The organism is Pseudomonas frederiksbergensis (assembly GCF_000802155.2).
GTDB lineage: Bacteria > Pseudomonadota > Gammaproteobacteria > Pseudomonadales > Pseudomonadaceae > Aquipseudomonas > Aquipseudomonas frederiksbergensis_A.
In genome coordinates this window covers 115,473-141,606 of sequence record NZ_JQGJ02000013.1, presented here as the reverse complement: position 1 = coordinate 141,606, position 26,134 = coordinate 115,473, and the positions used below count along the sequence as shown (strand labels likewise).

The window sequence follows — 26,134 nt, the reverse complement described above, 5'->3', positions numbered from 1 at the left end:
TCGGTTATCCACGATCTCAAGCTATCCAGGAGCGCAACGCTGGTTTATGGAATCGATGCGGAGAAAGGCAGCTCCACAATCAAGGTTGGCGGCACCGCTACCTTGGGCAATGCGACGCTGAAGATCCCCGCCGTACCCGGCGAATATACCGACACAAGCAGGCGCATCGTGATCCAGGCGGAAAGGATTGAGGGGGAATTCGGCAAGATCGACAACGAACTTGCCTTCCTGACAGCAACACCTGACTACACCACAGAAAAGCAGGTAGCGCTTGTTTTCGAACGTAACAACGTTCCATTCAAAATCGCCGCGAACAACGATAACGGGAAAGAATTTGCAAATAGTCTTTTAGAACCGGAACTGGCCGAAGCAACGCTACTGGAGCCAGACGCCACGTCACCTGTTACGCCACCTCCGGCCGACGTACCGTCAGTCAACGGCCCAGCATCAAAACCCACGGCGTCTTTGACCGCTACCAGCTCCCAACCAAAGCTTGCGGCCAAATCGACAGCCATCAAACCTGCCCCAAAACCCAACGCCGCCATCAACGCCCTGCTCGGCACCAATATGGCTACAGCCGCCGACGCCATCGACCAACTGGGCGGCTACGACACCGCAGACCTGGGCAACGCCACCCTGAGCAGCGTCGCACCGATCAGCGCGGGCATGCTTTCCGCCATGGGCCGAAATAATTCGGTAGGCGAATACGACAACGGCCAAGTCTGGGTCCAGGCCATCGGCAACAGCGGCAGCCTCGCCAAACAATTGGGCGACTTCGCCCTCAAGCACTCGACCAAGGGCCTGATGCTGGGAACCGACTGGGCTGTCAGCTCCAATTGGCGGTTGGGCGTCATCGGCAGCAAAACCCAGACACGACTGGACAGTTATCAATTCGACGGCGCCCTGGACAGTTGGCTCGCGGGCGCATACGCCTTGCGCCAGGACGGGCCGCTGGCGCTGCGCCTGGGTGCCGTGTATGGCAGCCATGGCGGCAGCACCAAGCGCCACGTTGCCTTCAACGGGTTCAGGGATCGCTTGAAGGGTCGCTACGATGCCACGACACAGCAGGTCTTTGGGCAGGTGGGCTACAACCTGGATGTTGGGCATTTCGATATCGAACCCTATGTCCAAGTGGGTTACCAGCGCTATCGACGCGATGCCTATACCGAAAAAGGTGGAGACGCCGCATTGCAGTACAACGGCCAGGCACAAGAACACTACAGCAGCGACCTCGGCCTGCGCCTCGCCCGCCCTTTGGTTTTCGACCGAGGCATGCGATTGACACCGCGGCTGGATGTCGGCTGGAAACACTTGTACGGCAACGTCAGGGGCACATCCCACCAACGTCTGGTTAGCGGCAGCGGCACCTATACGATCGAAGGGGTTGAACTGGACCGCGACAGCGTTCTGCTGCAAGCGGGACTGGACCTGGCCGTTTCGCCCCGGCACACCTTTGGATTGAACTACAGCGGCGAAACCGGCCAGGACAACCGCAACGGTACGTTGATGGGCCAGTGGCGAATGATGTTCTGACGGGCGAAAAAAAGGGGAGCACCTGCTCCCCCGAGGTAAAACGTTGCATCGAGGCTGTTGAAATCAGCCTTCGATCTCGATCAGGATCTCGCCAGGGTTGACCCGGTCGCCCTTGGCCACGTGAATGGCGGTGACTTTGCCGGCGATGGCCGCCTGGACTTCGGTCTCCATCTTCATGGCTTCAGTGATCAGCACCGCTTGGCCGGCCTTCACCACGTCGCCCTCTTTGACCAGCACATCAACGATGTTGCCCGGCATGGTGGTGCTGACGTGGCCTGGCGCAGTGGCTTGCTTGCGCTTGCTGCTGCCGCCGCCAACAAACTCATTGAGCGGTTCGAACACCACCTCTTCCGGCATGCCATCGATGGACAGGTAGAAGTGACGCTTGCCTTCGGCCTTGACGCCCACACCGGTGATATCGACGCGGTAGGTTTCGCCGTGAACGTCGATGACGAACTCGGTCGGCACGCCTTCGCCGCCTGCGGAGCTCACGCTGCCCGCTTCCGGGATCGGCAACAGCACTTCCGGGGTCAGGGTGCCGGCTTCGCGTTCTTCGAGGAACTTGCGACCAATGTCCGGGAACATGGCGTAGGTCAGCACATCTTCTTCGGATTTGGCCAGCGCACCGATTTCGCCACGCAGCTTGGTCATTTCCGGCTTGAGCAAATCGGCCGGACGCACGTCGATCACCTCTTCACTGCCGATGGCCTGGCGACGCAGTTTTTCGTTCACCGAACCCGGCGCCTTGCCGTAGCCGCCCTGCAAATAGAGCTTCACTTCGTTGGTGATGGTCTTGTAGCGCTCACCGGCCAACACGTTGAAAAATGCCTGGGTGCCGACAATTTGCGAGGTCGGGGTGACCAGCGGCGGGAAGCCGAGGTCTTCGCGTACTCGCGGGATTTCCGCCAGCACTTCGTTCATCCGGTTCAGTGCGCCCTGCTCTTTCAACTGGTTGGCGAGGTTGGAAATCATCCCGCCCGGAACCTGATTGACCTGAACACGGGTGTCCACAGCGGTGAACTCGCTTTCGAACTGGTGGTACTTCTTGCGCACGGCGTAGAAGTACAGGCCGATCTCCTGCAGCAGTTCCAGATCCAGGCCGGTGTCGAATTCGCTGCCCTTGAGAGCGGCGACCATCGACTCGGTACCCGGATGGCTGGTGCCCCAAGCGAAGCTGGAGATCGCGGTGTCGATGTGATCGGCACCGTTTTCGACGGCCTTGAGCTGGCACATCGCGGCCAGGCCGGCGGTGTCGTGGGAGTGGATGAACACTGGCAACGATTGCTCGGTCTTCAGCGCTTTCACCAGTTCGCCGGTGGCGTACGGGGTCAGGAGACCGGCCATGTCCTTGATCGCCACCGAGTCGCAACCCATGGCTTCCATTTGCTTGGCCTGGGCCACGAACGCCTCGATGGTGTGCACCGGGCTGGTGGTGTAGGCGATGGTGCCTTGGGCATGCTTGCCGGCAGCTTTCACCGCTTCGATGGCGACCCGCAGGTTACGCACGTCGTTCATCGCATCGAAAATGCGGAACACATCGATACCGTTCACCGCAGCCTTGGCGACAAAGGCCTTGACCACGTCGTCACTGTAATGACGGTAGCCCAACAGGTTCTGGCCGCGCAGGAGCATTTGCAGGCGGGTGTTGGGCAGCGCCGCACGCAGTTGGCGCAGGCGCTCCCACGGGTCTTCCTTGAGGAAGCGCACGCAGGCGTCGAAGGTTGCGCCGCCCCAGACCTCCAGCGACCAATAGCCGACTTTGTCGAGCTTGTCGCAGATGGGCAGCATGTCTTCGGTGCGCATGCGGGTGGCGAGCAGCGATTGGTGGGCGTCGCGCAGGATTGTGTCGGTAACGTGGATCTTCTTGGACATTGTCATGATTCCTTACAGGCCTGCGTGGGCGGCAATGGCGGCGGCGATGGCCAAGGCCAGCTCTTCGGGTTTGCGCTTGATCGAGTAGTTGGTCAGTTCAGGGTGGCTTTCAACGAAGCTTGTGTTGAACTGGCCGCTGCGGAATTCCGGATTGCGCAGGATCTCCTGGTAATACGCGGCGGTGGTCTTGACCCCCTGCAGACGCATGTCATCCAGGGCTCGCAGGCCACGGTCCATCGCTTCTTCCCAGGTCAATGCCCAGACCACCAGCTTCAGGCACATCGAATCGTAGAACGGCGGAATGGTGTAGCCGGTGTAGATCGCAGTGTCGGTGCGCACGCCCGGGCCGCCCGGGGCGTAGTAGCGGGTGATCTTGCCGAAGCTGGGCAGGAAGTTGTTTTTCGGGTCCTCGGCGTTGATGCGGAACTGCAACGCAAAGCCACGGTGCTGGATGTCTTCCTGCTTGACCGACAGCGGCAGTCCGGAGGCGATGCGGATCTGTTCGCGAACAATGTCGATACCGGTGATTTCTTCGGTGATGGTGTGTTCCACCTGCACCCGGGTGTTCATCTCCATGAAGTACACCTCGCCCTCGGCGAGCAGGAACTCCACGGTGCCGGCGTTCTCATAGCCCACGGCCTTGGCGGCGCGCACCGAGAGGTCGCCGATGTAGGCGCGCTGCTCAGGGGTCAGTTGCGGGCTCGGGGCGATTTCGATCAGCTTCTGGTTGCGGCGCTGGATCGAGCAATCGCGTTCGAACAGATGCACGACGTTGCCGAAACTGTCGCCCAGGATCTGCGCTTCGATGTGCTTGGGATTGACGATGCATTTTTCCAGGAACACTTCCGCGGAACCGAACGCCTTGGTGGCTTCGGAGATAACACGCGGGAAGGCCTGTTCGAGTTCTTCGCGGCTGTTGCAGCGCCGAATACCCCGCCCGCCGCCGCCAGACGTGGCCTTGAGCATCACCGGGTAACCGATCCGATCGCCTTCGGCCAGGGCCTCTTCGATGCCCGCTACGTTGCCTTCGGTGCCCGGCGTGACCGGCACGCCGGCCTTGATCATGCTGCGGCGCGCTTCGGTCTTGTCGCCCATGCGGCGAATGACTTCCGCCGACGGGCCAATGAATTTGATGCCGCGTTCAGCGCAGATGTCCGCCAGCTCGGCGTTTTCCGAAAGAAAACCGTAGCCAGGGTGCAAGGCATCGCAGCCGGTTTCCACCGCCAGGTTCACCAGTTTGCGCGGATTGAGATAGCCGGCCAGCGGATCGGCGCCGATGCTGTGGGCCTCGTCCGCACGCTTGACATGCAATGCATGGCGGTCCGCGTCGGAGTAGACCGCGACCGAGCGAATGCCCATCTCGGCGCAAGCGCGCACGATGCGGACGGCAATCTCACCACGGTTGGCGATCAGGATCTTTGTTATCAATTGGAGGTTCCCTTGAGCCGGTGATACCACGGCCTGGGGTCCAGGCCGATGCGTGACCAGATGTAACAATCGGTCGCAGCTCCACACTAGTCCCGGCTGGGGATTAACAAAAATGAATAATTATTGGGTCATGCATAAGCAAAGACTTATAGTTGAGCTACCCGTCCCGCCCCGGAGTGCTTAGAAAATGCGTAAGTCATTGATGCGTATGACATTGCGTCAATTGCAGATTTTCAACGAGGTGTGCGACCTGAGGTCCTACAGCCGTGCAGCGGATGAAATGTCTCTCACGCAACCGGCCGTTAGCCTACAGATTCGATCCTTGGAAGAGCTGATTGGCCAGCCGTTATTCGAGTATGTCGGCAAGAAACTCTACATGACCGAAGCCGCCGAAGCCCTGCAACGTGCCAGCCGGGACATCTTCGGGCGCCTGGAAAACCTCGACATGCAGCTCTCGGACATGCAGGGGTCGCTGCAGGGCCAACTCAAGCTGGCGGTGGAGTCCAGCGCCAAATACTTCGTCCCGCACCTGTTCGCCGCGTTCAAGCGCCAGCACCCGGAGGTCAATTTGAACCTTACGGTGGTCAATCGCGGCCAAGTCATCCGCCGGCTTTCGGACAATCGGGATGACCTGGTGATCATGTCCATGGTGCCCCAGGACATGGGCCTGGAATTCCTGCCGTTCCTCAACAACCCAATCGTTGCCGTGGCGCCGCCCGATCATCCGCTGTGCCACCTGGGCCCGCTGCGCTTGCAGGACCTGGAGCCCTATACCCTGCTGATACGCGAACCGGGATCCGGCACGCGGCTGGCGTGCGAGGAATACTTCAAGGAGAAACGGGTGCATTTCACCCAGACACTGGAAGTGGCGTCGGCCGAAGCCCAGCGTGAATGCGTGGTGGCCGGGCTGGGCGTGGCGCTGTTGACACGCCACGCCGTGAGCCGGGAACTGTCGTCCGGCGCACTCATCGAGTTGCCGGTGGAGGAGCTACCGCTGTACCGCAGTTGGTGTCTGGTGCAGGCCCGGGCCAAGCGCTTGTCGCCGGTTGCTCATGCCTTCCTGGCCTTCGTTCGCGGCGAACGTGCGCAGATCATCGGCCTGGTTGAGCGTTTCGACGGGAGGCCGCCGGCGTTGCCTGCCAGTAGTTGATTTCCGTAAGGTCAGGGTATTCGCTGATTTGTGCCAGGAGCTGACGTTGCTCATAGCGGTCTTCGATGGCACGACGGAACGCCATGCGGCGCTGGTCTTCCTGCTGGCGACGGGTTTTGGCGGCGCTGCGTTCTTCGTAGGACTGGGTCATGTCGAGACTCCCAAGACGTATACGGGAGCTTTACGATGACGGTGGGCGATGACGGTTTGGCGGCGCGACCGTTACAGAACGATGAATTCGGGATAAATCCCCTCGCCACAAATAACTCCTCACTACAATCAGGCCAGCGATCAGTCGTCCAGCGCCTTCACCGACTTGGGCGACAACCGCAAGCTGCGAAGGCTGCGCTTCACGCTCTTGAGGTGGTTGACCAGGCTCGGCCCGCGTGCCATCGCAACGCCCATCGCCAGTACATCGATGACGACCAGATGGGCGATGCGCGAGGTCAGCGGCGTATAGATTTCCGTGTCTTCGTGCACGTCGATGGCCAGGTTTACCGTCGAGAGCTCCGCCAGTGGCGTCTGGCTCGGACACAAGGTAATCAGCGAGGCACCGCTTTCGCGCACCAGGTTGGCGGTGATCAACAGGTCCTTGGAACGCCCCGATTGGGAAATACAGATCGCTACATCGGTCGGCTTCAACGTGACGGCAGACATGGCTTGCATGTGCGGGTCGGAATAAGCCGCTGCCGTCAGCAGCAACCGGAAAAACTTGTGCTGGGCATCAGCCGCCACCGCGCCGGAGGCACCGAACCCGTAGAACTCGACACGCTGGGCCTGGGACATGGCCGTCACGGCTTTCTGCAACGCCACTGGGTCGAGCTTTTCGCGAACCTCCATGAGCGTGTGCAGCGTCGTGTCGAAGATTTTAAGACTGTAGTCGGCGACCGAATCGTCTTCATGAATGGCGAACTGGCCGAAGCTCGCACCGGCCGCCAGGCTTTGCGCCAACTTCAGCTTCAAGTCTTGGAAACCCGAGCAACCAATGGCCCGGCAGAAACGCACGATGGTCGGTTCGCTGATGCCAACGCTGTGGGCAAGATCGGCCATGGAGCTATGCATCACGGCCGCAGGATCAAGCAGTACGTGATCGGCGACTTTCAGCTCCGACTTGCGCAGCAAGTGGCGTGACTGGGCGATGTGTTGCAACAGGTTCAAGGGGCTGGACTCTTGTTATGGGCAGATGCCGGGATGTAGCAAGCTTGTAGTTATACTACAAGAATTGGCTCTTTGCCCGTCCAAAACGTAACTGGATTGCCTCGCTGCCCCTTTGTTTTGGCCGAGGATCGCCCGATGTAGCAGGCTATGTCGGTGCGCAAACCAACCCCGCAACCGATCCGCTGACTTCCAGGCCCGCCCTGAACCTCAAATGTGTCTAGTGATCATGAACTCATCACTTAACCACTTAAGGCCCTTGAACAATATATCCCCGCACTAACAGCCCGACGACTTCACGACACAACTAAGCAAGTCGTTGCAAGCTCATCTTTCCTTACAATACCAACGACAATCAAGCTAACACCATCAAGTCGAAGTCGATACATTAGGTCCCGCAGGAAGCAATCCACTTTTACTACAGGGAATTACCATTATGAAAATCACCACTAAAGATTGGACCGCGCAAATCGATCGTATGCCAGGCGCTGCATCTTTCCGCACCCTTGGCACCGTAACCGTAGCAAATTCCGGCGTTATCCCGACGTTGGTACGGAGCGAAAAACAAGACAAATCCTTTGATCTACGCTTGGATTTGGTACTTCAAAACGCCGGTGGAGCTTCGCTACAAGTACTTACAGACAAGGTTGTCGAGTACAAAGAACTGGGCGACTCCAATGTCACAGGCGTAAGCATTTTTTTCGAAGGCCAGCTACTGCACCATATCGATAACGTGATTATTACTCACTAAGCTCATGCTTTTTACAACTTCCCGTCGGAGGTCTTAGTTGTCCGACGGGAAGTTATCCATACGCCGTTGAGTCACCCCTCGTATTGAGCGCGTAACAACGCTGCCAACCCCTCGGCTCCCACCGGACGGCTGATCAAATAACCCTGCACCTCATCGCAATGCTCATTCCTGAGAAAATCGAGCTGCTCTTGGCGCTCGACACCTTCGGCCACTACCTTGAGCGACAAGCCATGGGCCATTGCAATGATTGCCCGGGTAATGGCGGTATCCACGCTGCCCTCGCCCAGCCCGCGAATGAACGCTTGGTCGATCTTCACATAGTCCACCGGGATACGCTTGAGGTAGCTCAGGGATGAGTAGCCGGTTCCAAAATCATCGATCGCCAGCTTGACCCCAAGGTCACGTAGTTGCTGGAACGTGGCAATGATGTGTTCAACGCTGTCGAGCAACTGGCTTTCGGTCAATTCCAGTTCCAGGTACTGGGGCGCCAGGCCGGTTTCCTCCAACACTTGCCGCACCAGGCTGACCAGCTTGCCCTGGCGCAATTGGTGTACCGACAGATTGACCGACACCCTGATTGGCTCAAGCCCTTGGCGCTGCCATTCGCACGCCTGCCAGCAGGCCTGGCGCAACACGAACTCGCCAATCGGCCCGATCAACCCGGTCTCTTCAGCCAAGCCGATGAAATCCCCCGGCGGGACTCGGCCCATGGTCGGATGATCCCAACGCACCAGCGCCTCGGCGGCGTTCAGGCGACCGGTCGCCAGGCACAATTTGGGTTGATAAAAGACCTTCAGTTGTTTCTCTTCCAAAGCCTTGCGCAGTTGATTTTCCAGTTGCAGGCGCTCCAGCGTGCTGGCCTGGAGGCTGTCGGTGTAGAACTGGAAATTGTTGCCCCCAAGATGCTTGGCGTGCTGCATGGCCATGTTCGCCTGGCTGACCAGCGTGGCAATTTCCCGCGTGTTGTCAGGCAACAGGCTGATGCCAATGGAAGCGCTGACCACCAGTTCGTGGCCGTCGATGGTCACCGGCACGCGAAGCTTGGTCGCCAGCCGGGTCGCTACTCGCGCCAGGCTCGAGAGATTGCCGTAGGCATCGAACAACACGGCGAACTCATCGCCGGATAGCCGGGCGATGGTGTCGGCTTCAGGCAGTGCATTGATCAGACGCCGGGCGACTTTCTGTAGAAGCTGGTCGGCGATGTCATGGCCAAGGCTGTCATTGAGCAGCTTGAAACGATCCAGGTTGATGTGCAGCAAGGCGAGGCTACGCCGTCCGCCCTGGCGCACCCGCTGATGTGCTTCGTTCAGGCGCTCGCGAAACAGCGACCGATTTGCCAGCCCGGTCAGTTCGTCGTAGTGGGTGAGGTAGCGCATTCGCTCTTCGGATTCGCGGCGCGCCGAAAGATCGGCAAAAAAGCCCACGATATGGCTGACATTTCCCCGAGCATTGCGCACGACGTTCAGTTGCAGCCATTGTGGATACAACTCGCCGTTGGCCCGCGCCTCCACCAACTCACCCTGCCAGGTGCCATGCTGTTTGAGCGCTTGGCGAATGATGGGGTAGTGCCGGCGCGCGTCGCGGCTGCACGGCAGGTTGACGACGTTGCGCCCAAGCATGTCATCGATATTGAAACCGGTGACTCGCGTAAACGCTTGATTGGCCGCGAGCAGCACATAGTTGGGGTCGAAAATCACAATGCCTTCGCTGGCGGCCTCGAACACCGTGGCCGCCAGCTGCCGTTGCTGCTCGAGTTCCTTGCTGGTGCTGATGTCGCGTCGGGTGCCGACCATGCGCAGCACCCGTCCGCTGGCGCTGCGCTCCACGGCCCGGCCACGGTCTTCGATCCAGACCCAATGACCATCGCCGTGCCGCACCCGGTATTCGATCTGGTAATCCTCGCTGCGGCCCTTGAGATGTTCGACCAGGGCCCGCTTGAGGGCCGGAAGATCCTGGGGATGCAGGCGCGGAGTGAGATGACTGAGCATCGCCGTGACGTATTCGGGCTCAAGGCCAAACAGCTCCTTGAGTTGAGTGTGATGGACCTCATCGGTCTGCAGGTTCCAGTCCCACAACCCCAGCTCACTGGCCTTGAGGGCCAGGGCCAGGCGCGCCTCGCTCTTGCTCAAGGCCTGGCTGGCGGCCTCCAGTTCAAGACTGCGCTGCGCGACCCGCGCCTCCAGGCCAACCTGGGCCGCGCGCAATTTTTCTTCGGCCGAGCGACGTTGCTCGACCTCCCGGCCCAACGCCTCGTTAAGCTGTGCGCCGCGGGCTTGGGTTTGCTGCAAATGCTCGATCAGCGCCTGGTTCTGGAATCGTCGCAACAGGCCGTTCTGGATCAGTCGATTGACCTGCCAAGCGACGACACTCAGCGAAACCAGTACAACCAGCCCAAGCCAACCCCAGCCACGCTGGTGTTCGTCCGGGCCCCAAAAAAGATAACCAATGGCCGGCAACAAGCAGGGCAAGGTGAAAGACAGGAACGCCGGCAGGCTCACGGCATAGGCAACACTGGCAGACAGCGTCGCCGCGCCGATCAAGCCGAACACCCACGCCTGTTGCTGAAAACTGCCGGCCGGCACCAAGGCAATACCCGCACCGGCAAGCGTCAGGCCGGTCATGGCAGAACCCAATAGAAACATGCGCAACCAGACCGGATGTGCCTGACGACTTGGCATCGCCGAATCGAAAGCAGCCACCTGGATCACTCGCAACGCCACCAGCGACAGCAACCAAACCAGCCATACGCTGACCAGGAAATAGCGCGGCGGCTCCCACAGCAGCGCCGCGCAGACCAGGCCATTGACCAGCATGAACAGGGTGGGCAGCAGTGAGCCTTGGTACAACAACCTTGTGCGTTCGACCGCCATTTCCGTGGCGTACTGCTTGCAAATGATCCGCGGCTCGACACAGGGGCCCGCCAGATCGGAATTGAGGGTCATAGGTGATGTTCTTGTTCTTATTCAGGGGAGCATGGTGCACCCGAAACGAGCACCGAGCATACACAAGCCAAAGGCCATCCCACACTGCCCTGCCTCATAAAAATAACGAAAAAAATGCCGATTCAACCGGGTTCCGATCATCGCAAGCGCGTCCCGCTGATGCTCGCGGGCACTGACTGACCGGTCATCAGCAGGCGGTGTTTTGTCGGCCAACGCAAAGCTCGGTTTGCCCGAGGTGGCGCCGCACCCTAGAATGCCTCGATGCGCGATGATCTCTCCCTTTTGCTGAACTCCCTAAACGATGCCCAACGCCAGGCAGTTGCTGCCTCCGTGGGCCGTCAATTGGTCCTGGCTGGTGCCGGCTCCGGCAAGACCCGAGTGCTGGTGCACCGTATCGCCTGGTTGATCCAGGTCGAGAACGCCTCGCCCCATTCGATCCTGTCGGTGACCTTTACCAACAAGGCTGCTGCCGAGATGCGCCATCGCATCGAACAACTGATGGGCATCAACCCGGCCGGCATGTGGGTCGGTACGTTCCACGGGCTGGCCCATCGCCTGTTACGGGCCCATTGGCAGGAAGCCGGGCTGAGCCAGACTTTCCAGATCCTGGACAGCGACGACCAGCAACGCCTGGTCAAGCGCGTCATCCGCGAACTGGGCCTGGACGAGCAACGCTGGCCGGCCCGCCAGGCCCAGTGGTTCATCAACGGGCAGAAAGACGAAGGCCTTCGCCCGCAACATATCCAGGCCAGCGGCGACCTGTTCCTGGCGACCATGCGCAGCATCTACGAAGCCTACGAGGCGGCGTGCCAGCGTGCCGGTGTCATCGACTTCTCCGAACTGTTGCTGCGAGCGCTGGACCTGTGGCGCGACCACCCGGGGCTGCTGGAGCACTACCAGAGGCGCTTCCGACACGTCCTGGTGGACGAATTCCAGGACACCAACGCCGTTCAATATGCGTGGTTGCGCCTGCTTGCCAAGGGCGGCGACAGCCTGATGGTCGTGGGCGACGACGACCAGTCGATCTATGGCTGGCGTGGCGCCAAGATCGAGAACATTCATCAATACTCGGCGGATTTTCCCGATGCCGAGGTGATTCGCCTGGAACAGAACTACCGCTCCACCGCTGGCATCCTGAAGGCCGCCAACGCGCTGATTGCCAACAATACCGGCCGCTTGGGCAAGGAATTGTGGACCGACGGCAACGAAGGCGAGGCGATCAATCTCTACGCCGCGTTCAACGAACACGATGAGGCCCGCTATGTCGTGGAAACCATCGAGAGTGCGTTGAAAACCGGCCTGGCCCGCAGCGATATCGCCATCCTGTATCGCTCCAACGCCCAATCGCGGGTGCTGGAAGAGGCCTTGCTTCGCGAGCGGATCCCCTACCGCATCTATGGCGGCCAGCGCTTCTTCGAACGCGCGGAAATCAAGAACGCCATGGCCTACCTGCGCCTGATCGAGGGCCGCGGCAACGACGCGGCCCTGGAACGGGTAATCAATGTGCCGACGCGCGGCATTGGCGAGAAAACCGTCGAAGCGATTCGCGACCATGCCCGCCATAGCCACGTGTCGATGTGGGAAGCCATGCGCCTGCTGGTCGACAACAAAGGCGTCACCGGCCGTGCCGCCGGAGCTCTGAAAGCGTTCATGGACTTGATAGAAGACCTGGCCGCCAAGTGCAGGGAAATGCCGCTGCACCTGATGACCCAGACCGTCATCGAGCAATCCGGCCTGATCGCCTATCACGAGGCGGAAAAAGGCGAAAAAGGCCAGGCCCGGGTTGAAAACCTCGAGGAGCTGGTCAGCGCCGCGCGCAACTTCGAAAATACCGAAGAAGATGAAGACCTGTCCCCCCTGTCGGCCTTCCTCGGCCATGCCTCCCTTGAGGCAGGCGACACCCAGGCCGATGAGCATGAAGACAGCATCCAGCTCATGACCTTGCACAGCGCCAAGGGCCTGGAGTTCCCGTATGTGTTCCTGGTAGGAATGGAGGAAGGGCTGTTTCCTCACAAAATGAGCCTGGAAGAGCCTGGGCGCCTGGAAGAGGAACGGAGGCTGGCCTACGTAGGCATCACTCGGGCCATGCAGAACCTGGTGATGACCTACGCCGAAACCCGACGGTTGTATGGCAGCGAGACCTACAACAAAGTGTCGCGATTCGTACGTGAAGTGCCGAAGGGCCTGATCCAGGAAGTGCGTCTGTCCAACAGTGTCAGTCGACCGTTCGGCGGCAGCCAGCAACAAAGCGCCAGCAGCCTATTTGGCGGCAGCGACATTCCGGAAACCGGCTTCAGCCTGGGCCAGGCCGTACGCCATTCGGTATTCGGCGACGGGGTGATCCTCAACTTCGAAGGCGCCGGTGCCCAGGCCCGGGTCCAGGTCAACTTCAGCGAAGGCAGCAAATGGCTGATGCTGGGGTATGCCAAGCTGGAAGCGATCTAAAGGCCTTGCGGGAACCCTGTGTGCGAGCTTGCTCCCCACAGGGTTCTGGGACCGCCAGAATATTTCCGATAGAACTTGTTTACCTTTCCTACAGCCCAAAGCGAACAGGCCCGCTTGCGTAGCTGAACCTGAACCTTACCTGTCACGCAAAAGCCCGAAACACTCTGCCGCTAGCCAGCAACAGTTCACCTGTGCAACATGGCGCGCGTGCTATCCACAAATGGGAATGCCTTTATATGAAACGTTTTCTTAGCATCGCCATGGCGTTGTGCATCGGCCTGACGATGGCCATCGACGCCAATGCCGCCAAGCGTTTTGGCGGTGGTAAAAGCTCGGGCGCAGCCCCGACTCACCAGACCAGCCAGATGGCGCCGTCGTCTGCCGCCGGGTCTACTGCCGCCACCGCGGGTGCGGCCGGTGCTGCTGGCGCGGCCACCAAGGCCAGCGGCGCTTCGCGCTGGCTCGGCCCTCTGGCCGGTATCGCCGCCGGTGGCCTGCTCGCCTCCATGTTCATGGGCGACGGCTTCCAGGGCATGCAGATCTTCGACATCCTGATCATGGCGGTCATCGCCTTCCTGGTCTTCCGCTTCATTGCCGCTCGTCGTCGCAAGCAGCAGGAGCAACTCGCTCCGGCCGGCCACGCGCCAATGCAGCGTGAAGTGTTCGACCAGCAGCCTGCCAGCGGTTCGATCTTCGGTGGCTCGGCAGCGCCTGTGGCCGCTCGTCCGGTCATCAACGCGCCGGCCTGGTTCAACGAGCAACGCTTCATCGAAGCCGCGCGCAACCACTTCATGGCCCTGCAACAGCACTGGGACGCGAATGAGATGGACAAGATCTCCGAGTTCGTGACCCCGCAACTGCTGGAGTTCCTCAAGCGCGAGCGGGCCGAGCTGGGTGATGGCTTCCAGTCAACCTACATCGACAACCTGCAGGTGCAATTGGATGGCGTCGACGATCGCGCCGACAAGACCATCGCCACCCTGACCTTCAGCGGTGTATCGAAGGATTCTCGCTTCGACAAAGGCGAAGCGTTCAGTGAAAGCTGGAACATGGAGCGCGCGCAGGGCGACGACCAGCCTTGGCTGGTGGCAGGTATTCGCCAGAACGGTTGAACCTTTGCCCGTTTTGCATGTTGAAATAAAAGAACCCCGGCCCAGGCCGGGGTTTTCTATTTCGCGGTTGCATCTATGGCGAGCTACTGTATAAACCGCTCCATATAAACCCGCGCCATCGAGAAAGAGGATCCCCGGACGTGGAAGAAATTATCGAACAATTGCGTGAAGCCAACGAGCCCGTACCGGTCCCGCTGGAGTTGCCCGACGAAGACTTGCTGGTCGAGATCGAGGAACAACTGTTCATCGATATCCCATTCGTCTTCAAGGAGTTTTTGCTGACCGTCAGCGATGTCGTTTATGGAAGCCTGGAACCGGTGACCGTCACCGATCCGCAATCCCACACCTACCTGCCGGATGTGGCCGCCAACGCCTGGGATGCCGGTGTCGACCGCAGCCTGATTCCGATCTGCCAGGACGGCGACGACTATTACTGCGTCGAAGAAGACGGCACCGTGGTGCTGTGGCAAGCAGACGAAGAACTGATCGCCGAAGAGACCTGGGAATCGGTCTGGCACTGGGCGCGGGATGTCTGGTTGGAAAGCTGATTCGCCAGCGTCCGGTGCAGGTCAATGCCCGGACGATCCCTTGTGATTGTCCAGCGTTTCGAGCAAGGCGACCTGCATCCGCGTATGCAGGCGGATAAACCAGCGCCAGAGCAGTGCCGCCACGGCTATCGCCGCCACCGCGATCAATACCAGCCACTTGTTGGTCGGCAGGATACTGGCCGACAAGGCTGCCAGCAGCAGGAAGATCACCAGCAGCGAAAGGAGCGGGATCACTTCGGCGATCACGCGTCGCACTCGCTGGGTGTGGCGGCCGGCCATCTCCGGCTTGACGCCCATTTCGGCCAACAGCATCGACAAGGCCTTGAGCTTGCGGTACGCCGCGATCAGGAACGGCAGGGACAAGAACAGCGCGCCGCCCCAAATCAACGCGTTTTGCCAGCTGGCATTGCTGACCCATGCCTGCAGATACGCTGACATTCGTTCGGCGAAATATCCTCCAGAGACAAAAATCGCGATAACCAACGCCAGGTTGACGCCGACCTGCAGCATGATTCGCCTGATCATGGAGGCCAGCATCGCGCCTTCACCCTGGGGCTGGATGCTGCGCAACCATTCGCCATACATGCCCAGCACACGCTTCAATCGTAGCGGCATCGCCGACGCCAACCTGACCGATAACGGATCAGCGCCCCGGATCAGGTACGGGGTCAGCAATGTCGTGAGTACCGAGACGGCCACCGCCACTGGATAAAGAAAATCGCTGGTGACCTGCAAGGTCATCCCCAATGAAGCGATGATGAAAGAAAATTCGCCGATCTGCGAAAGTCCCATCCCGACTCGCAGTGAGGTGCGTCCGTCATTACCCGCGATAAAAGCACCCAGCCCACAAGACAGCATCTTGCCCAGTACCACCGCGCAGGTAATCACTGCGATTGGCCAGGCGTACTGAAGCAAAATGGCCGGATCGAGCATCAGCCCGATGGCCACGAAAAATATCGCGCTGAACAGATCGCGGACCGGCTCCACCAATCGTTCGATCTTCAACAGCTCACGGGACTCGGCCATGATCGCGCCGATCAGGAACGCACCGAGCACCATGCTGTATTCGAGATTCACCACCAGCAGGCAAAAACCGAAACAAAGCCCCAGCACGGTAATCAACAGCATCTCGTTACTGTCGAACTTCGCTACGTAAGCCAGCAATCTGGGTACCAGCAGAATGCCGATGACTAACGCTACGATCATGAACAACGACAGCTTTCCGACCGTGGAAAATACCTCGCCGGGACTCACCGTACCGCTGACGGCAATGCTCGACAGCAACGCGATGATGCCAATGCCGAGGATGTCCTCGACAATCAATACCCCAAAGATCAACTGCGCAAACCGCTCGTTTTTCATCTTCAAGTCATTCAAGGCCTTGACGATAATCGTGGTCGAGGAAATCGCGAGGATCGCGCCGAGGAACAGCGAGTCCATGGCGCTCCAATCGAACCAGCGGCCGATTTCATAGCCGATCCAGATCATCAATACGATCTCGAGGAACGCCGCGATAAACGCCGTGGCTCCCACCTTGAACAGCTTGCGCAGGCTGAACTCCAGGCCCAGGCAGAACATCAGGAAAATCACCCCGAGCTCGGCCAGGGTCTTGATCGTCTCTTCGTCGTGGATGAAACCGAACGGCGGTGTATGGGGGCCGATGATGAAGCCGGCGACAATGTAGCCCAGCACCACCGGTTGCTTGAAGCGATGAAAAAGTACGGTGACCAACCCGGCCGCCAGCATGATGATCGCCAGGTCTTGAATAAAACTGATGGCGTGCATAGTGGGGCTCCTTGTCGAAACGACTCTTTGGGGAGTCGGGTAGATCCGTTCCTTTTGTGGGAATTACCCGGCATTTGACGGGCTTTTGCAGGTTAACACCGGGACTTCTTGCAAAAAGACGGTGCAATATATGGAAACAGATCCACCCAAGCGTGACGGCAAGCCCTGGCGCAGCGTCCCGATAGGAGTGGCTTGAACCTGGTACTTGGTAAACCACACTCCAGCGCCCGCAGAGGCGCCCCCTTGAAACTGCTGCCTTGAACCGTGAGAACGTTATGGAACCCGGAAACGCCCAGCTGTCGATGACGGTGTTGATGACCCCCGATATGGCCAACTTCTCTGGCAATGTCCATGGCGGCACCTTGCTCAAGTACCTGGATGAAGTGGCCTACGCTTGTGCCAGCCGTTACGCCGGCCGATACGTGGTGACCCTATCGGTAGACCAGGTGATTTTTCGCGAGCCAATTCATGTCGGCGAGTTGGTGACCTTCCTGGCGTCGGTGAACTACACCGGCAACACGTCGATGGAAGTGGGCATCAAAGTCGTGACCGAGAACATTCGTGAGCGCTCGGTTCGCCATACCAATAGCTGTTTCTTCACCATGGTTGCGGTGGACGACCAGCGCAAGCCCGCCCCCGTCCCGCCGCTGCAACCGCAGAACAGCGAAGAGAAACGCCGTTACGAACAAGCGCAGCAACGCCGCCAGATTCGCCAGGAACTGGAAAGGCGCTATCAGGAAATCAAGGCGGACGGGCCTTAACCAGCCGCCGCGAGCCTTGTGGGAGCGAACTCGCTCCCACGGGGAGTTCCATCGATCAAAGGCTGATCGGCGTGGCTTCGAAGCGCACGCGCGGATGGGCGATGCGGTCCTGGGCGCGGACCAACTGTAATTCGTAACTCGCACACGCCTGGGTTTCCAGCAGCACTTCATGCACGGCCGCAGCGGTGAACTCGAATGCCGCCACCAGGCTGTCCCCCAACAGTATCCGTGCCAGGAACAACCCCGACGTCAGGTCGCCGACCCCAACAGGTTGGCGCGGGAACGCCAGCAAGGGACGGCGCAGGTGCCAGCTGCCTTCAGCCGTTACCAACAGCATCTCGAAGCTGTCTTCGGGCTTGCCGGGATAAGCCAGGTGCTTGACCAGCACGACTTTCGGGCCACGGGCCAATAGCGCACGGGCCATGGCCAGGCAATCGAGCAATGATTGCGCCTTGCGACCGCAGAAGCTATCCAGCACCAGTTGGTTCGGGCACATGATGTCAGCCACGACAGCGGCTTCTTCCAGCAGGAACTCGCTCACCTCGGGCGCGACAATGCAGCCCTTCTCCGCGTGCCCCATGACCGGGTCACACAGATACAACGCCTTGGGGTTGCAACGCTTGATCCGCGCCACACCCGCCAGGATGGCTTGTCCCTGGGCTGCACTACCCAGATAACCGGACAGCACCGCATCGCAATTGCCCAGCTCGCCAATGGCCGCGATACCCTCTACCAACAGCGGTATCTGCGCCGGCGCGAGCACTTCTCCGGCCCATTGCCCGTATTGCGTGTGATTGGAAAACTGCACGGTATTGAGAGGCCACACGTTGACGCCGACCCGCTGCATCGGGAACACGGCGGCACTGTTGCCGGCATGACCGAATATCACATGGGACTGGATGGCAAGCAGATGAGGCGTACGTTTCATGCGGGAAATTTCCGTAAAACGAATGAAATTCAAGCCGCGCAGTATGCGACTAAACACAGCCTGTACGACAGACCGGCGACACAGTTAAGCTGAGGGCAACTTGTTGGAGCACTTTGTTCATGCTGACCCTTGGAAACATCTTCGTGCTGATGCTGCTGGCTACCGGCGGCGCCTGGCTGTGGCATAACCATGGCTTGCGCGAGCGGGCCTTGGCGCGGGTCATGCAACATTGTGCCAACCTGAAAATCGAACTGCTGGACGGCAACGTGGCCCTGCGCAAGATTGGATTCGTCAAGGACGCCAGTGGGCGGCGGCGCCTGGCGCGTATCTATAACTTCGAATTCACGGTGACAGGCGAAACCCGTCATTGCGGCACCGTCACTCAGTTCGGTGCCCACAGCGTACAGATCGAACTGGCCCCCTATCCGATGCCGTTCGAAGAGGCCCCGCCTACGCCGATTGAACCGGTCCAGACGCGGCCCAGGGCTGAGGTTATCGAGCTGAGCCAGTGGCGCCAGGAACACAATAAATGGAAGCCTTGAAACGAGGCTGATTCAGGCACACCGAGCGCTCATCAGGCCCGCTTGCAGGCGATCGATGTCTTGCGGCTGATCGAAAATCAGCTCGATCCGTGAGTCCTCACGCCACTCACTCGCTTGCCACTCCAGCGCCGCCCCCTCCAGGGCATTGGCTGAAACCCAACCGTCGACGCTGTGGATAACCATCTTCGCGCGTTTCCAGTCCTGGTCTTGTAGCCAACGCACCAGCGCCGCCGCGTCGAACTGTTGGCTGGGGTGCCAGCGCCAGCCGATACTCCACGCACCGTCCTGCTGCTGATACAGGCAGATCGGCAGCCTTGGGTCCGTCCATCTGGCTGGCATCGGTCCCAGGCTTCGGGGCAGGCTCATGTTATCCACAGCCCCGCTACCCCGAGCCGCCTGGCCTGGCAATCGGTCGATCGGCAACGCTGCGTGCTGCGTCCAATACAACGCCCGCCCAGGCAACTGAGCCGACAGCTGTTCACGGTCAGCCTGTGTCAGGGTCTCGGATTTGTTCAACACCAACAGTCCAGCATCCGCCAGGATTTGTCGCTGCGCATCGGGCAACGGCTTACCGTCTGCCATTGCCCGGGCATCCAGCACCAACACACAGGGTTGCACCGCCAGCACACCCAGCCATGGCGCTTGGCTCAGTTGGCGCAACAATTGCGCCGGATGGCCCAGGCCCGAGGGTTCGATAAACAGGCGATCCGGCCGGGCCTTGCGCAATAAACGCCCGAGCCCGATCTGGAACGGCGCTCCGTTGACGCAACACAAGCAGCCGCCGGCCACTTCGCCCAATGCGATACCATCGCCAGCCTGGGTCAGCAATGCGGCATCCAGGCCGATCTGACCGAACTCGTTGATCAGCACCGCCCAACGCTCATTAGCCGGGCGCTGAGCCAGCAGATGCCTGATCAGGCTGGTCTTGCCAGCGCCCAAGGGACCGGCGATGACATGGGTGGGAATGTGCTGCAACATAATCGACGGTTTTCGATGGAGGTGGACATGCGGATGATCGGCTGGTTACTACTGGCATTGACGTCGAACCAGGCATTGGCCCAGGCCTGCGTGGTTCACAGCCAGGCGGAGCGGCTCGATGTGAAAGTCTGCCAGCAGAACCGCAACATTCCACAGAAGCTGTTTGCCGATGGTTTCTGCCAGCCAAACCTTGCCGGCCAGAAGGTCGAGGTGCAATACCTCGATCAATGTCCTGGCGGCGCGTTTGGCGTTTGCAGTAACGCCCAAGTCGCCAATATGCCCTACCGCCAGGATATTCACTATTACGGCGTAGCAAGCGATGCCGCTTATTTGCAGCCATTTTGCGAAGGGCAAAGCCAGGGCACCTGGCTCAAGCCTTAAGCCAACCAGTCCAGCGTGAGAATCAGCCGGCGCTCCCCCGGTGCGGGTTCCGGCGAGCGGTGGATCAGGCCAGCGCCCTCATTGCCATGCCATTTTTCGCCTTTAAGCAAACCGACATCACCGCAACCGAACTGCTGGATGATTTGCGGATCCACCGGTTCGGCCTCAGGTTGCGCCAGGCGCCGGCGATCCATGACCCCCTCCTCAAGCCACTGGCTGCCGACACCCGCATAGGTGGTCAGCAACCGCACTGGCACGTGGTCAACGTGAAAGCGCGGGCACATGGCTTTATCCAGCGTGCGCAGACGCAGCCCGACACGTTGGGCGCCCAACAGGCATGCGAATGCGCTGACCAGCCAGGAGACGTCGGCAATGAAACCTTCATAGCCGTGCAGGTCGCTGAAACCTGCAGCCAAACCGTGCAGCGCTGGCTGGGTGTCCTCCTCCGGCAGATCGAGCACCCGTGATTCGGCCAGCGGCTGGTCCAACGCAACTACCAGTGCCGCAAAATCGCCGATGTGTGCGGGAAGCTGGCGCTGCCAGACCGCCAGGTTCGTGCCCTCGTCCAGGATCTGCGTGAGTATCCCCGGCGTATCGCCTTGGACCTGCCGTGTTCGTAGTGTCCTTTTCAGATTCGGCGCGAGCATTACGCTACCGCCTCTTCATGCCATGGGCCGAACGGATCGGGCAACAGCCGCCAGCTTTCGACGCCGAGGGCCATTTCCGCGTCGGTGAGCAGGCAGGCGTCCAATTCGGCGGTGAGTTGATTGAAGTCGATGTCCTGGCCAATGAATACCAACTCCTGACGACAATCGCCTGTGGCGGCACGCCAGTTTTTCATGATCGCCGCGGTGCTCTCTTCGTCCTGCGGCCACTGGTTTTTCGGTACGAACCGCCACCAGCGCCCGGCGAAACCATGGCGCATCAAGCCACCGGCCTGGGACCAACTGCCCGCCTCCTCAGGTTTGCTTGCCAACCAAAAGAAACCCTTGGAACGCAAGAGTTTGCCGTTGGGCCAGGGACGGTCGATAAAGTTGAAGAAGCGCTCGGGATGAAACGGCCGATGTGCCCGGTAGGCGGTCGAGGCGATACCATATTCCTCGGTTTCAGGCACATGCTCGCCTCGCATTTCCTGTAGCCAGCCAGGCGCCTGGGCAGCACGCTCGAAATCGAAAAGGCCCGTGTTGAGGATTCGTCCCAGCGGAACCTGTCCCATGACCATGGGAATGATCTGCGCCTGGGCGTTGAGGCGCTGCATGATCGCGATCAGCTCTTCCCGCTCCTGCCGGCTGATCAGGTCAATCTTGCTAATCAAAATCACGTCGGCAAACTCGATCTGTTCGATCAACAGATCGGTGACCGAGCGTTCGTCGTCATCTCCCAGCGTTTCGCCCCGTGACGCCAGGCTTTGCGCAGCTTGGTAATCCAGAAGGAAATTCACCCCATCGACGACAGTTACCATGGTGTCGAGTCGCGCCACATCGGCCAGGCTTCGGCCTTCTTCATCACGAAAAGTGAAGGTTTCGGCCACTGGCAACGGTTCGGAGATGCCCGTGGATTCGATCAGCAGGTAATCGAAGCGCCCCTCCCTGGCGAGCTGTCCGACTTCTTCGAGCAAGTCCTCGCGCAACGTGCAGCAAATGCAGCCGTTGCTCATCTCCACCAGCTTTTCTTCTGACCGGTTCAAGGTGACATCCCGCTGGACTTCGCTGCCATCGATGTTGATCTCGCTCATATCGTTGACGATTACCGCGACCCGCAAATTGTCTCGATTACGCAGGACGTGGTTGAGCAGCGTGCTTTTACCAGCACCCAGAAATCCAGACAGTACGGTTACGGGAAGGCGGTTGGGCATCGGTATATCCTCATCGGGCGGCCGCTTCGATGACGGCTCGTGACCTGGGTTTGGCTATTTTCAAGGTTCGGTCGAACCAATGTTATAGTATAACGATACACTCCAGCCAGCCCCGCCGTTCCATTGATCTGAGATCAATCCATGCGCATTCATTTGAAATTGATAGTGGCGAGCCCTTTATTGCTATGGACATTCGTCGCTTCGGCCCAATCTCCGCTCTTGGCAAACTGCACCCGTAGCGCAAATTTGCTCGCGTGTGTGGACCTGCAAGGCAATGCCTATAGCGTCGCGACGGCTGGCAACACCACTTACTTACGAGGTTTTGAAGCCGTCGGTCGGCGCTACTGGGCACAAACGAATAGCCGTTACGGTCAGCTCACGTTCTTCACGGGATTGGCTTCGGATGGTGAAAGTTGGGTGGGATACAGTCGGCGCGTGGGCTGGACGACGCTCAACCGCTTTTCTAGCTCGGGCGGTAGCCAAGGCGCATTTACCTGCGGTCGCATGAACGGTTGCCAGAATTCATCACGCTAACGTTTCACGTGGAACATGAGCAAACGGGAGCTAGATGAAACTCGTTTCATGGAAAAGGTTTCTTAAAATCCACTGTTATAATATAACATTGAATTTCAGCTCTTCGATGGATCTTGACCATGAACGCTTTAACGCTGCCGGACGTGGCTGCCCAAATCTCACGTCAACCCCTACCCCTTGATTGGGTTGGCATGTGTGGCGTCGCGACACCGGTATTGATTGATGGCCAACGTTTAAGCGCAATGGCCGACGCTGGCGTCAGCCTCGATGATGGTGAGGCGCGAGGCATTCACATGTCACGCTTATATCTGGCGCTGGGCTTGTTGGAAGATACGCCGCTTTCCCCGGCGCTGTTACGCCAAATCCTCCAGCAATTTCTCGATAGCCATGAAGGCTTGTCCCAAACAGCGTCCCTCAACTTGCATACCGATCTGCTGCTTAAACGTCCGGCACTTATGAGTCCTTTGGCTGGCTGGAAACGCTATCCGGTGAGCATTGAAGCCCAGCTAAAAAACAAAATGTTCCACGTGGAACTGCAGATTCAGATCCCCTACTCTTCGACGTGTCCCTGTTCGGCAGCACTTGCTCGGCAACTGGTGCAACAGCAGTTCGTTGACGACTTTGCCAACAAGCAGCTTGAGCATGCCGAAGTCCTCGCTTGGCTGGGGTCGTCGAATGGCATTGTCGCAACCCCGCATAGCCAACGCAGCACGGCGACATTGACCCTACGGCTGGACGCCGCCGTTAAGGAATTTGCGCTGCAGTCGCTCATCAACGAAGCTGAAGCCGCCCTCGGCACCGCAGTACAAACCGCCGTGAAGCGCGCCGATGAACAAGCCTTCGCACTGGCTAACGGCCAAAACCTGATGTTCTGCGAAGACGCTGCCCGGCGATTAACGACGGCTCTGGCCCGGTCACCCCATATCGTCGCGCTGGACGTGCGCGTCGTTCACGCCGAGAGCCTGCATGCCCACGACGCAGTGGCTCGAAGCAGCTGGACGCGGGGCGCATCATGATCAGCTGCACAGCACTGCGCTGGGGTGCCCCCGGACGACCACTCACGCCGCCGCTAGTCATGGCGCGAGCGGAAGGCAGCCTCACCGCGATCATCGGGGCCAACGGTTCGGGCAAAAGCAGTCTTTTGAAAGTGCTCGCAGGATTGCAAAAACCGCTGTCCGGCCAAGTCTGCCTGGATGTTCCACGCCGTGGCGGAGTTTCGTTCCTGCCGCAGCAACAACATCTGGATCGGCAATTTCCCATCAATCTGCAAGAGTTGGTGGCCGCCGGCTCCTGGGGAAATCGCCACACGCCAGCCATGCGCCGACAGTTGCTCCAGACGGCGCTGGACGACTGGGCGCTGAGCGGCCTCCAGCATCGTCCATTGATGGCTTTGTCGGGAGGCGAGCTGCAACGCGCCCTACTCGCTCGCCTGAGCTTGGCCGAAGCGCCGCTCCTATTGCTCGACGAACCCCACGCTGCCCTCGATGAACAAGGCCAGGCCCTTCTGTGGAAACACATTCATCGCTGGCATGCCGAAGGCAGGACCATCATGGTGGTGTGTCATGACCTGGCGGCGGTACGCCAACATGTTCCCCATACACTGCTCATCAAAAACACCGGTTGCGTGTTGGGCCGCAGTGTCGACCTGATCGCCCAACAACCCCATGCGTGGGTGGCCTGATGCTTGCTGCCGTACATCTCTGGCAACCGTTCCAAGAGTTTGTCTTCATGCGTCGGGCCTTGCTGGGTGGCTTGGTGTTGGCGTGCAGCACAGCTCCGCTAGGGGTGTTCCTGATTTTGCGGCGGATGAGCCTGATCGGCGACGCCGTGGCTCACGGCATATTACCTGGCGCGGCCTTGGGCTTCTGGTTTGCCGGACTGAGCCTGCCAGCCTTGACCATCGGAGGCCTGGGCGCGGGCTTGAGCATGGCCGGGCTCGCTGCCTGGATTACCCGGCGTACCGGGCTGAGGGAGGACGCCAGCCTCGCGGCGATCTACCCCATTTCCCTCGCGGCGGGTGTATTGATCCTCGGTATGGCCGGCAAACGCCTGGACTTGCTGCACCTGCTGTTCGGCTCGGCCCTGGCGGTAGACGGCCCGACACTCACCGGCATGCTGTGGGTTTCCGGCGCCAGCCTGGCGGCGATAGCGTTGATCTATCGACCGCTGCTGCTCGACACCCTGGATCCGCTGTTCCTGCAGACCGTCAGTCGTCTCGGCCCGTTGGCCCATGGCGTGTTCCTGACCTTGGTGGTGCTGAACCTGGTGATCGGCTTTCAAGCCATCGGCGCGCTGATGGTGGTCGGCCTGATGATGCTGCCGGCTGCCGCGTCGCGATTCTGGAGCCGTCGCCTGCCGCTGCTGATGCTCATCGCCGCGCTGCTCGGTTGCCTCTCGGTCTGGCTTGGCCTGTTGCTGTCCTTCTATTACTCACTGCCCAGCGGACCGTCCATCGTACTGGTGGCCGGGGCGTTGTATTTGTTGTCGGTGGTATTTGGTCCGGTGCACGGCTTGCTGCGCCGGCCCCCCTTGCTTACATCCCAATGAGGTTTTGCCGATGCGCGCCCTGCTCCTGATATTCAGCCTGATGCTGTCCATGTCCTCCCCCGCCGCCGAAAAGCTGCGGGTTGTCACCAGCTTCAGCATCCTTGCCGACATGACCCAACAGGTCGGCGGCGAGCACGTCCAGATCGTCAACATGGTCGGTCCCGACGCCGATGCGCACACCTACGAGCCCACACCAGACGACGCCAAGGCGCTGCTGAAAGCGAATGTGATCATCAAGAATGGATTGGGCTTCGAGCCTTGGCTGGATCGCCTGGTCACCAGCACCGAAACCAGTGCCCCGGTGATCAGTGCCAGCCGGGGCGTGATTCCGCGCTCATTGGACGAAGATGGAGAGACGATCCCCGACCCACATGCGTGGCACAACCTTGCCAACGCCGTGCTCTACGTTGGCAATATCACCAAGGCGCTGGAGGCAGCCGATCCGGCCAACAAAGCAGACTACGAACGCAACAGCCAGGCGTACCTGAAAACAATCTATGCCCTGCTCGACGATGCCAAGGCGAAGTTCGGCGCGTTACCACCGGGCAATCGAAAGATCGTCACCTCTCACGATGCGTTCGGTTACCTGGGCCAGGCCTATGGCATTGAGTTCATGGCGCCGCAAGGACTGTCTACCGAACGCGAGCCCTCCGCTGCCGAAGTCGCTGCGCTGATCACGCAAATCCGCAAAGCCAAGGTCAAGGCTGTGTTCATGGAAAACATCAAGGACGCGCGCCTGCTCAAGCAAATAGCCGATGAAAGCGGCGCGCACATTGGCGGCACGTTGTATTCGGACGCCCTCGCCGCCAAAGGTCCCGCCAGCACATTTACCGGACTGTTCGAGTACAACCTCGACACGCTGTACGAGGCATTGAGCCGGCCCTGAG

General features: G+C 59.8%; 24 protein-coding genes. 14 read left to right on the top strand and 10 right to left on the bottom strand.

The window, feature by feature from the left end; translation table 11 throughout:
* Positions 1 to 1,533 (top strand): autotransporter outer membrane beta-barrel domain-containing protein (locus JZ00_RS21630; RefSeq protein ID WP_039593254.1); only part of this gene is annotated, 1,533 nt, incomplete at its 5' end.
* Between the two features lie 63 nt (positions 1,534 to 1,596).
* On the opposite strand, the gene oadA is transcribed toward JZ00_RS21630, so the two are convergent.
* Both oadA and JZ00_RS21620 read right to left on the bottom strand, forming a co-directional pair.
* Positions 1,597 to 3,405, bottom strand: coding sequence for a sodium-extruding oxaloacetate decarboxylase subunit alpha (gene oadA, locus JZ00_RS21625; RefSeq protein WP_039593246.1), 1,809 nt, complete (start codon positions 3,403 to 3,405; stop codon positions 1,597 to 1,599).
* Between the two features lie 12 nt (positions 3,406 to 3,417).
* Complete coding sequence (locus tag JZ00_RS21620; protein WP_039593245.1) at positions 3,418 to 4,833, bottom strand: acetyl-CoA carboxylase biotin carboxylase subunit; 1,416 nt, start codon at positions 4,831 to 4,833, stop codon at positions 3,418 to 3,420.
* 187 nt (positions 4,834 to 5,020) lie between these two features.
* On the opposite strand from JZ00_RS21620, the gene JZ00_RS21615 reads away from it, so the two are divergent.
* Entirely contained in the window at positions 5,021 to 5,983 is a 963-nt protein-coding gene (locus tag JZ00_RS21615; RefSeq protein WP_039593244.1) for a LysR family transcriptional regulator, read from the top strand.
* Here the strand turns inward: JZ00_RS21615 and JZ00_RS30460 are convergent.
* Complete coding sequence (locus JZ00_RS30460; protein ID WP_045154558.1) at positions 5,925 to 6,134, bottom strand: PA3496 family putative envelope integrity protein; 210 nt, start codon at positions 6,132 to 6,134, stop codon at positions 5,925 to 5,927. The two genes, JZ00_RS21615 and JZ00_RS30460, sit on opposite strands and share 59 nt — an antisense overlap.
* Positions 6,135 to 6,274: 140 nt before the next feature.
* A complete protein-coding gene (gene hexR / locus JZ00_RS21605; RefSeq protein ID WP_003187110.1) occupies positions 6,275 to 7,141 on the bottom strand; it encodes a transcriptional regulator HexR in 867 nt (288 codons plus the stop codon).
* A gap of 433 nt (positions 7,142 to 7,574) precedes the next feature.
* Between hexR and JZ00_RS21600 the strand changes: the two genes are divergently transcribed.
* Complete coding sequence (locus tag JZ00_RS21600) at positions 7,575 to 7,889, top strand: hypothetical protein (protein WP_039593243.1); 315 nt, start codon at positions 7,575 to 7,577, stop codon at positions 7,887 to 7,889.
* 71 nt (positions 7,890 to 7,960) lie between these two features.
* Here JZ00_RS21600 and JZ00_RS21595 read toward each other — a convergent pair whose 3' ends face one another.
* Positions 7,961 to 10,831 carry an EAL domain-containing protein gene (locus JZ00_RS21595; protein ID WP_039593242.1) on the bottom strand — a complete coding sequence of 957 codons (2,871 nt, stop codon included), beginning with the start codon at positions 10,829 to 10,831 and terminating at the stop codon, positions 7,961 to 7,963.
* Between the two features lie 261 nt (positions 10,832 to 11,092).
* Between JZ00_RS21595 and uvrD the strand changes: the two genes are divergently transcribed.
* From uvrD to JZ00_RS21580, 3 genes are all read left to right on the top strand, one after another.
* Positions 11,093 to 13,276, top strand: coding sequence for a DNA helicase II (uvrD, locus tag JZ00_RS21590; protein ID WP_039593241.1), 2,184 nt, complete (start codon positions 11,093 to 11,095; stop codon positions 13,274 to 13,276).
* A gap of 236 nt (positions 13,277 to 13,512) precedes the next feature.
* A complete protein-coding gene (locus tag JZ00_RS21585; RefSeq protein ID WP_039593240.1) occupies positions 13,513 to 14,388 on the top strand; it encodes a Tim44 domain-containing protein in 876 nt (291 codons plus the stop codon).
* Between the two features lie 140 nt (positions 14,389 to 14,528).
* Entirely contained in the window at positions 14,529 to 14,936 is a 408-nt protein-coding gene (locus JZ00_RS21580) for an SMI1/KNR4 family protein (RefSeq protein ID WP_039593239.1), read from the top strand.
* A 21-nt stretch (positions 14,937 to 14,957) separates the two neighbouring features.
* Here JZ00_RS21580 and JZ00_RS21575 read toward each other — a convergent pair whose 3' ends face one another.
* The gene (locus JZ00_RS21575) at positions 14,958 to 16,721 is read right to left on the bottom strand and encodes a cation:proton antiporter (RefSeq protein WP_039593238.1); all 1,764 of its coding nucleotides are present in this window, start codon (positions 16,719 to 16,721) and stop codon (positions 14,958 to 14,960) included.
* A 275-nt stretch (positions 16,722 to 16,996) separates the two neighbouring features.
* Between JZ00_RS21575 and JZ00_RS21570 the strand changes: the two genes are divergently transcribed.
* Entirely contained in the window at positions 16,997 to 17,482 is a 486-nt protein-coding gene (locus JZ00_RS21570) for an acyl-CoA thioesterase (protein WP_039593237.1), read from the top strand.
* Positions 17,483 to 17,537: 55 nt separating this feature from the next.
* Here the strand turns inward: JZ00_RS21570 and pdxY are convergent, their stop codons facing one another.
* A complete protein-coding gene (gene pdxY / locus JZ00_RS21565; RefSeq protein WP_039593236.1) occupies positions 17,538 to 18,410 on the bottom strand; it encodes a pyridoxal kinase PdxY in 873 nt (290 codons plus the stop codon).
* Between the two features lie 119 nt (positions 18,411 to 18,529).
* Here pdxY and JZ00_RS21560 point away from each other — a divergent pair, with 119 nt between their 5' ends.
* Positions 18,530 to 18,952, top strand: a complete 423-nt coding sequence (locus JZ00_RS21560) for a DUF3301 domain-containing protein (protein ID WP_039593235.1) — start codon at positions 18,530 to 18,532, stop codon at positions 18,950 to 18,952.
* A gap of 12 nt (positions 18,953 to 18,964) precedes the next feature.
* Here JZ00_RS21560 and JZ00_RS21555 read toward each other — a convergent pair whose 3' ends face one another.
* Positions 18,965 to 19,930, bottom strand: a complete 966-nt coding sequence (locus JZ00_RS21555; protein WP_039593234.1) for a CobW family GTP-binding protein — start codon at positions 19,928 to 19,930, stop codon at positions 18,965 to 18,967.
* Between the two features lie 27 nt (positions 19,931 to 19,957).
* Between JZ00_RS21555 and JZ00_RS21550 the strand changes: the two genes are divergently transcribed.
* Entirely contained in the window at positions 19,958 to 20,311 is a 354-nt protein-coding gene (locus JZ00_RS21550) for a hypothetical protein (RefSeq protein ID WP_039593233.1), read from the top strand.
* On the opposite strand, the gene JZ00_RS21545 is transcribed toward JZ00_RS21550, so the two are convergent.
* Together JZ00_RS21545 and zigA are read right to left on the bottom strand one after the other, a co-directional pair.
* A complete protein-coding gene (locus JZ00_RS21545) occupies positions 20,308 to 20,958 on the bottom strand; it encodes a DUF1826 domain-containing protein (protein ID WP_039593232.1) in 651 nt (216 codons plus the stop codon). The two genes, JZ00_RS21550 and JZ00_RS21545, sit on opposite strands and share 4 nt — an antisense overlap.
* Entirely contained in the window at positions 20,958 to 22,166 is a 1,209-nt protein-coding gene (zigA, locus tag JZ00_RS21540) for a zinc metallochaperone GTPase ZigA (protein ID WP_039593231.1), read from the bottom strand. Before zigA ends, JZ00_RS21545 begins: the two co-directional genes overlap by 1 nt.
* Before the next feature lie 141 nt (positions 22,167 to 22,307).
* Between zigA and JZ00_RS30455 the strand changes: the two genes are divergently transcribed.
* The 5 genes from JZ00_RS30455 (at position 22,308) to JZ00_RS21520 (ending at position 26,133) form a co-directional block, all read left to right on the top strand.
* A complete protein-coding gene (locus JZ00_RS30455) occupies positions 22,308 to 22,700 on the top strand; it encodes a glutamine synthetase (protein ID WP_080942457.1) in 393 nt (130 codons plus the stop codon).
* A gap of 119 nt (positions 22,701 to 22,819) precedes the next feature.
* Positions 22,820 to 23,716, top strand: coding sequence for a GTP cyclohydrolase FolE2 (gene folE2, locus JZ00_RS21535; protein ID WP_039593230.1), 897 nt, complete (start codon positions 22,820 to 22,822; stop codon positions 23,714 to 23,716).
* The gene (locus JZ00_RS21530) at positions 23,713 to 24,381 is read left to right on the top strand and encodes a metal ABC transporter ATP-binding protein (RefSeq protein WP_039593229.1); all 669 of its coding nucleotides are present in this window, start codon (positions 23,713 to 23,715) and stop codon (positions 24,379 to 24,381) included. Before folE2 ends, JZ00_RS21530 begins: the two co-directional genes overlap by 4 nt.
* Positions 24,381 to 25,247 (top strand): metal ABC transporter permease, encoded by an 867-nt coding sequence (locus JZ00_RS21525; protein ID WP_039593228.1) that lies wholly within the window; start codon positions 24,381 to 24,383, stop codon positions 25,245 to 25,247. Before JZ00_RS21530 ends, JZ00_RS21525 begins: the two co-directional genes overlap by 1 nt.
* A gap of 10 nt (positions 25,248 to 25,257) precedes the next feature.
* Positions 25,258 to 26,133, top strand: a complete 876-nt coding sequence (locus tag JZ00_RS21520; protein ID WP_039593227.1) for a metal ABC transporter substrate-binding protein — start codon at positions 25,258 to 25,260, stop codon at positions 26,131 to 26,133.
* Position 26,134 lies beyond the last annotated feature (1 nt).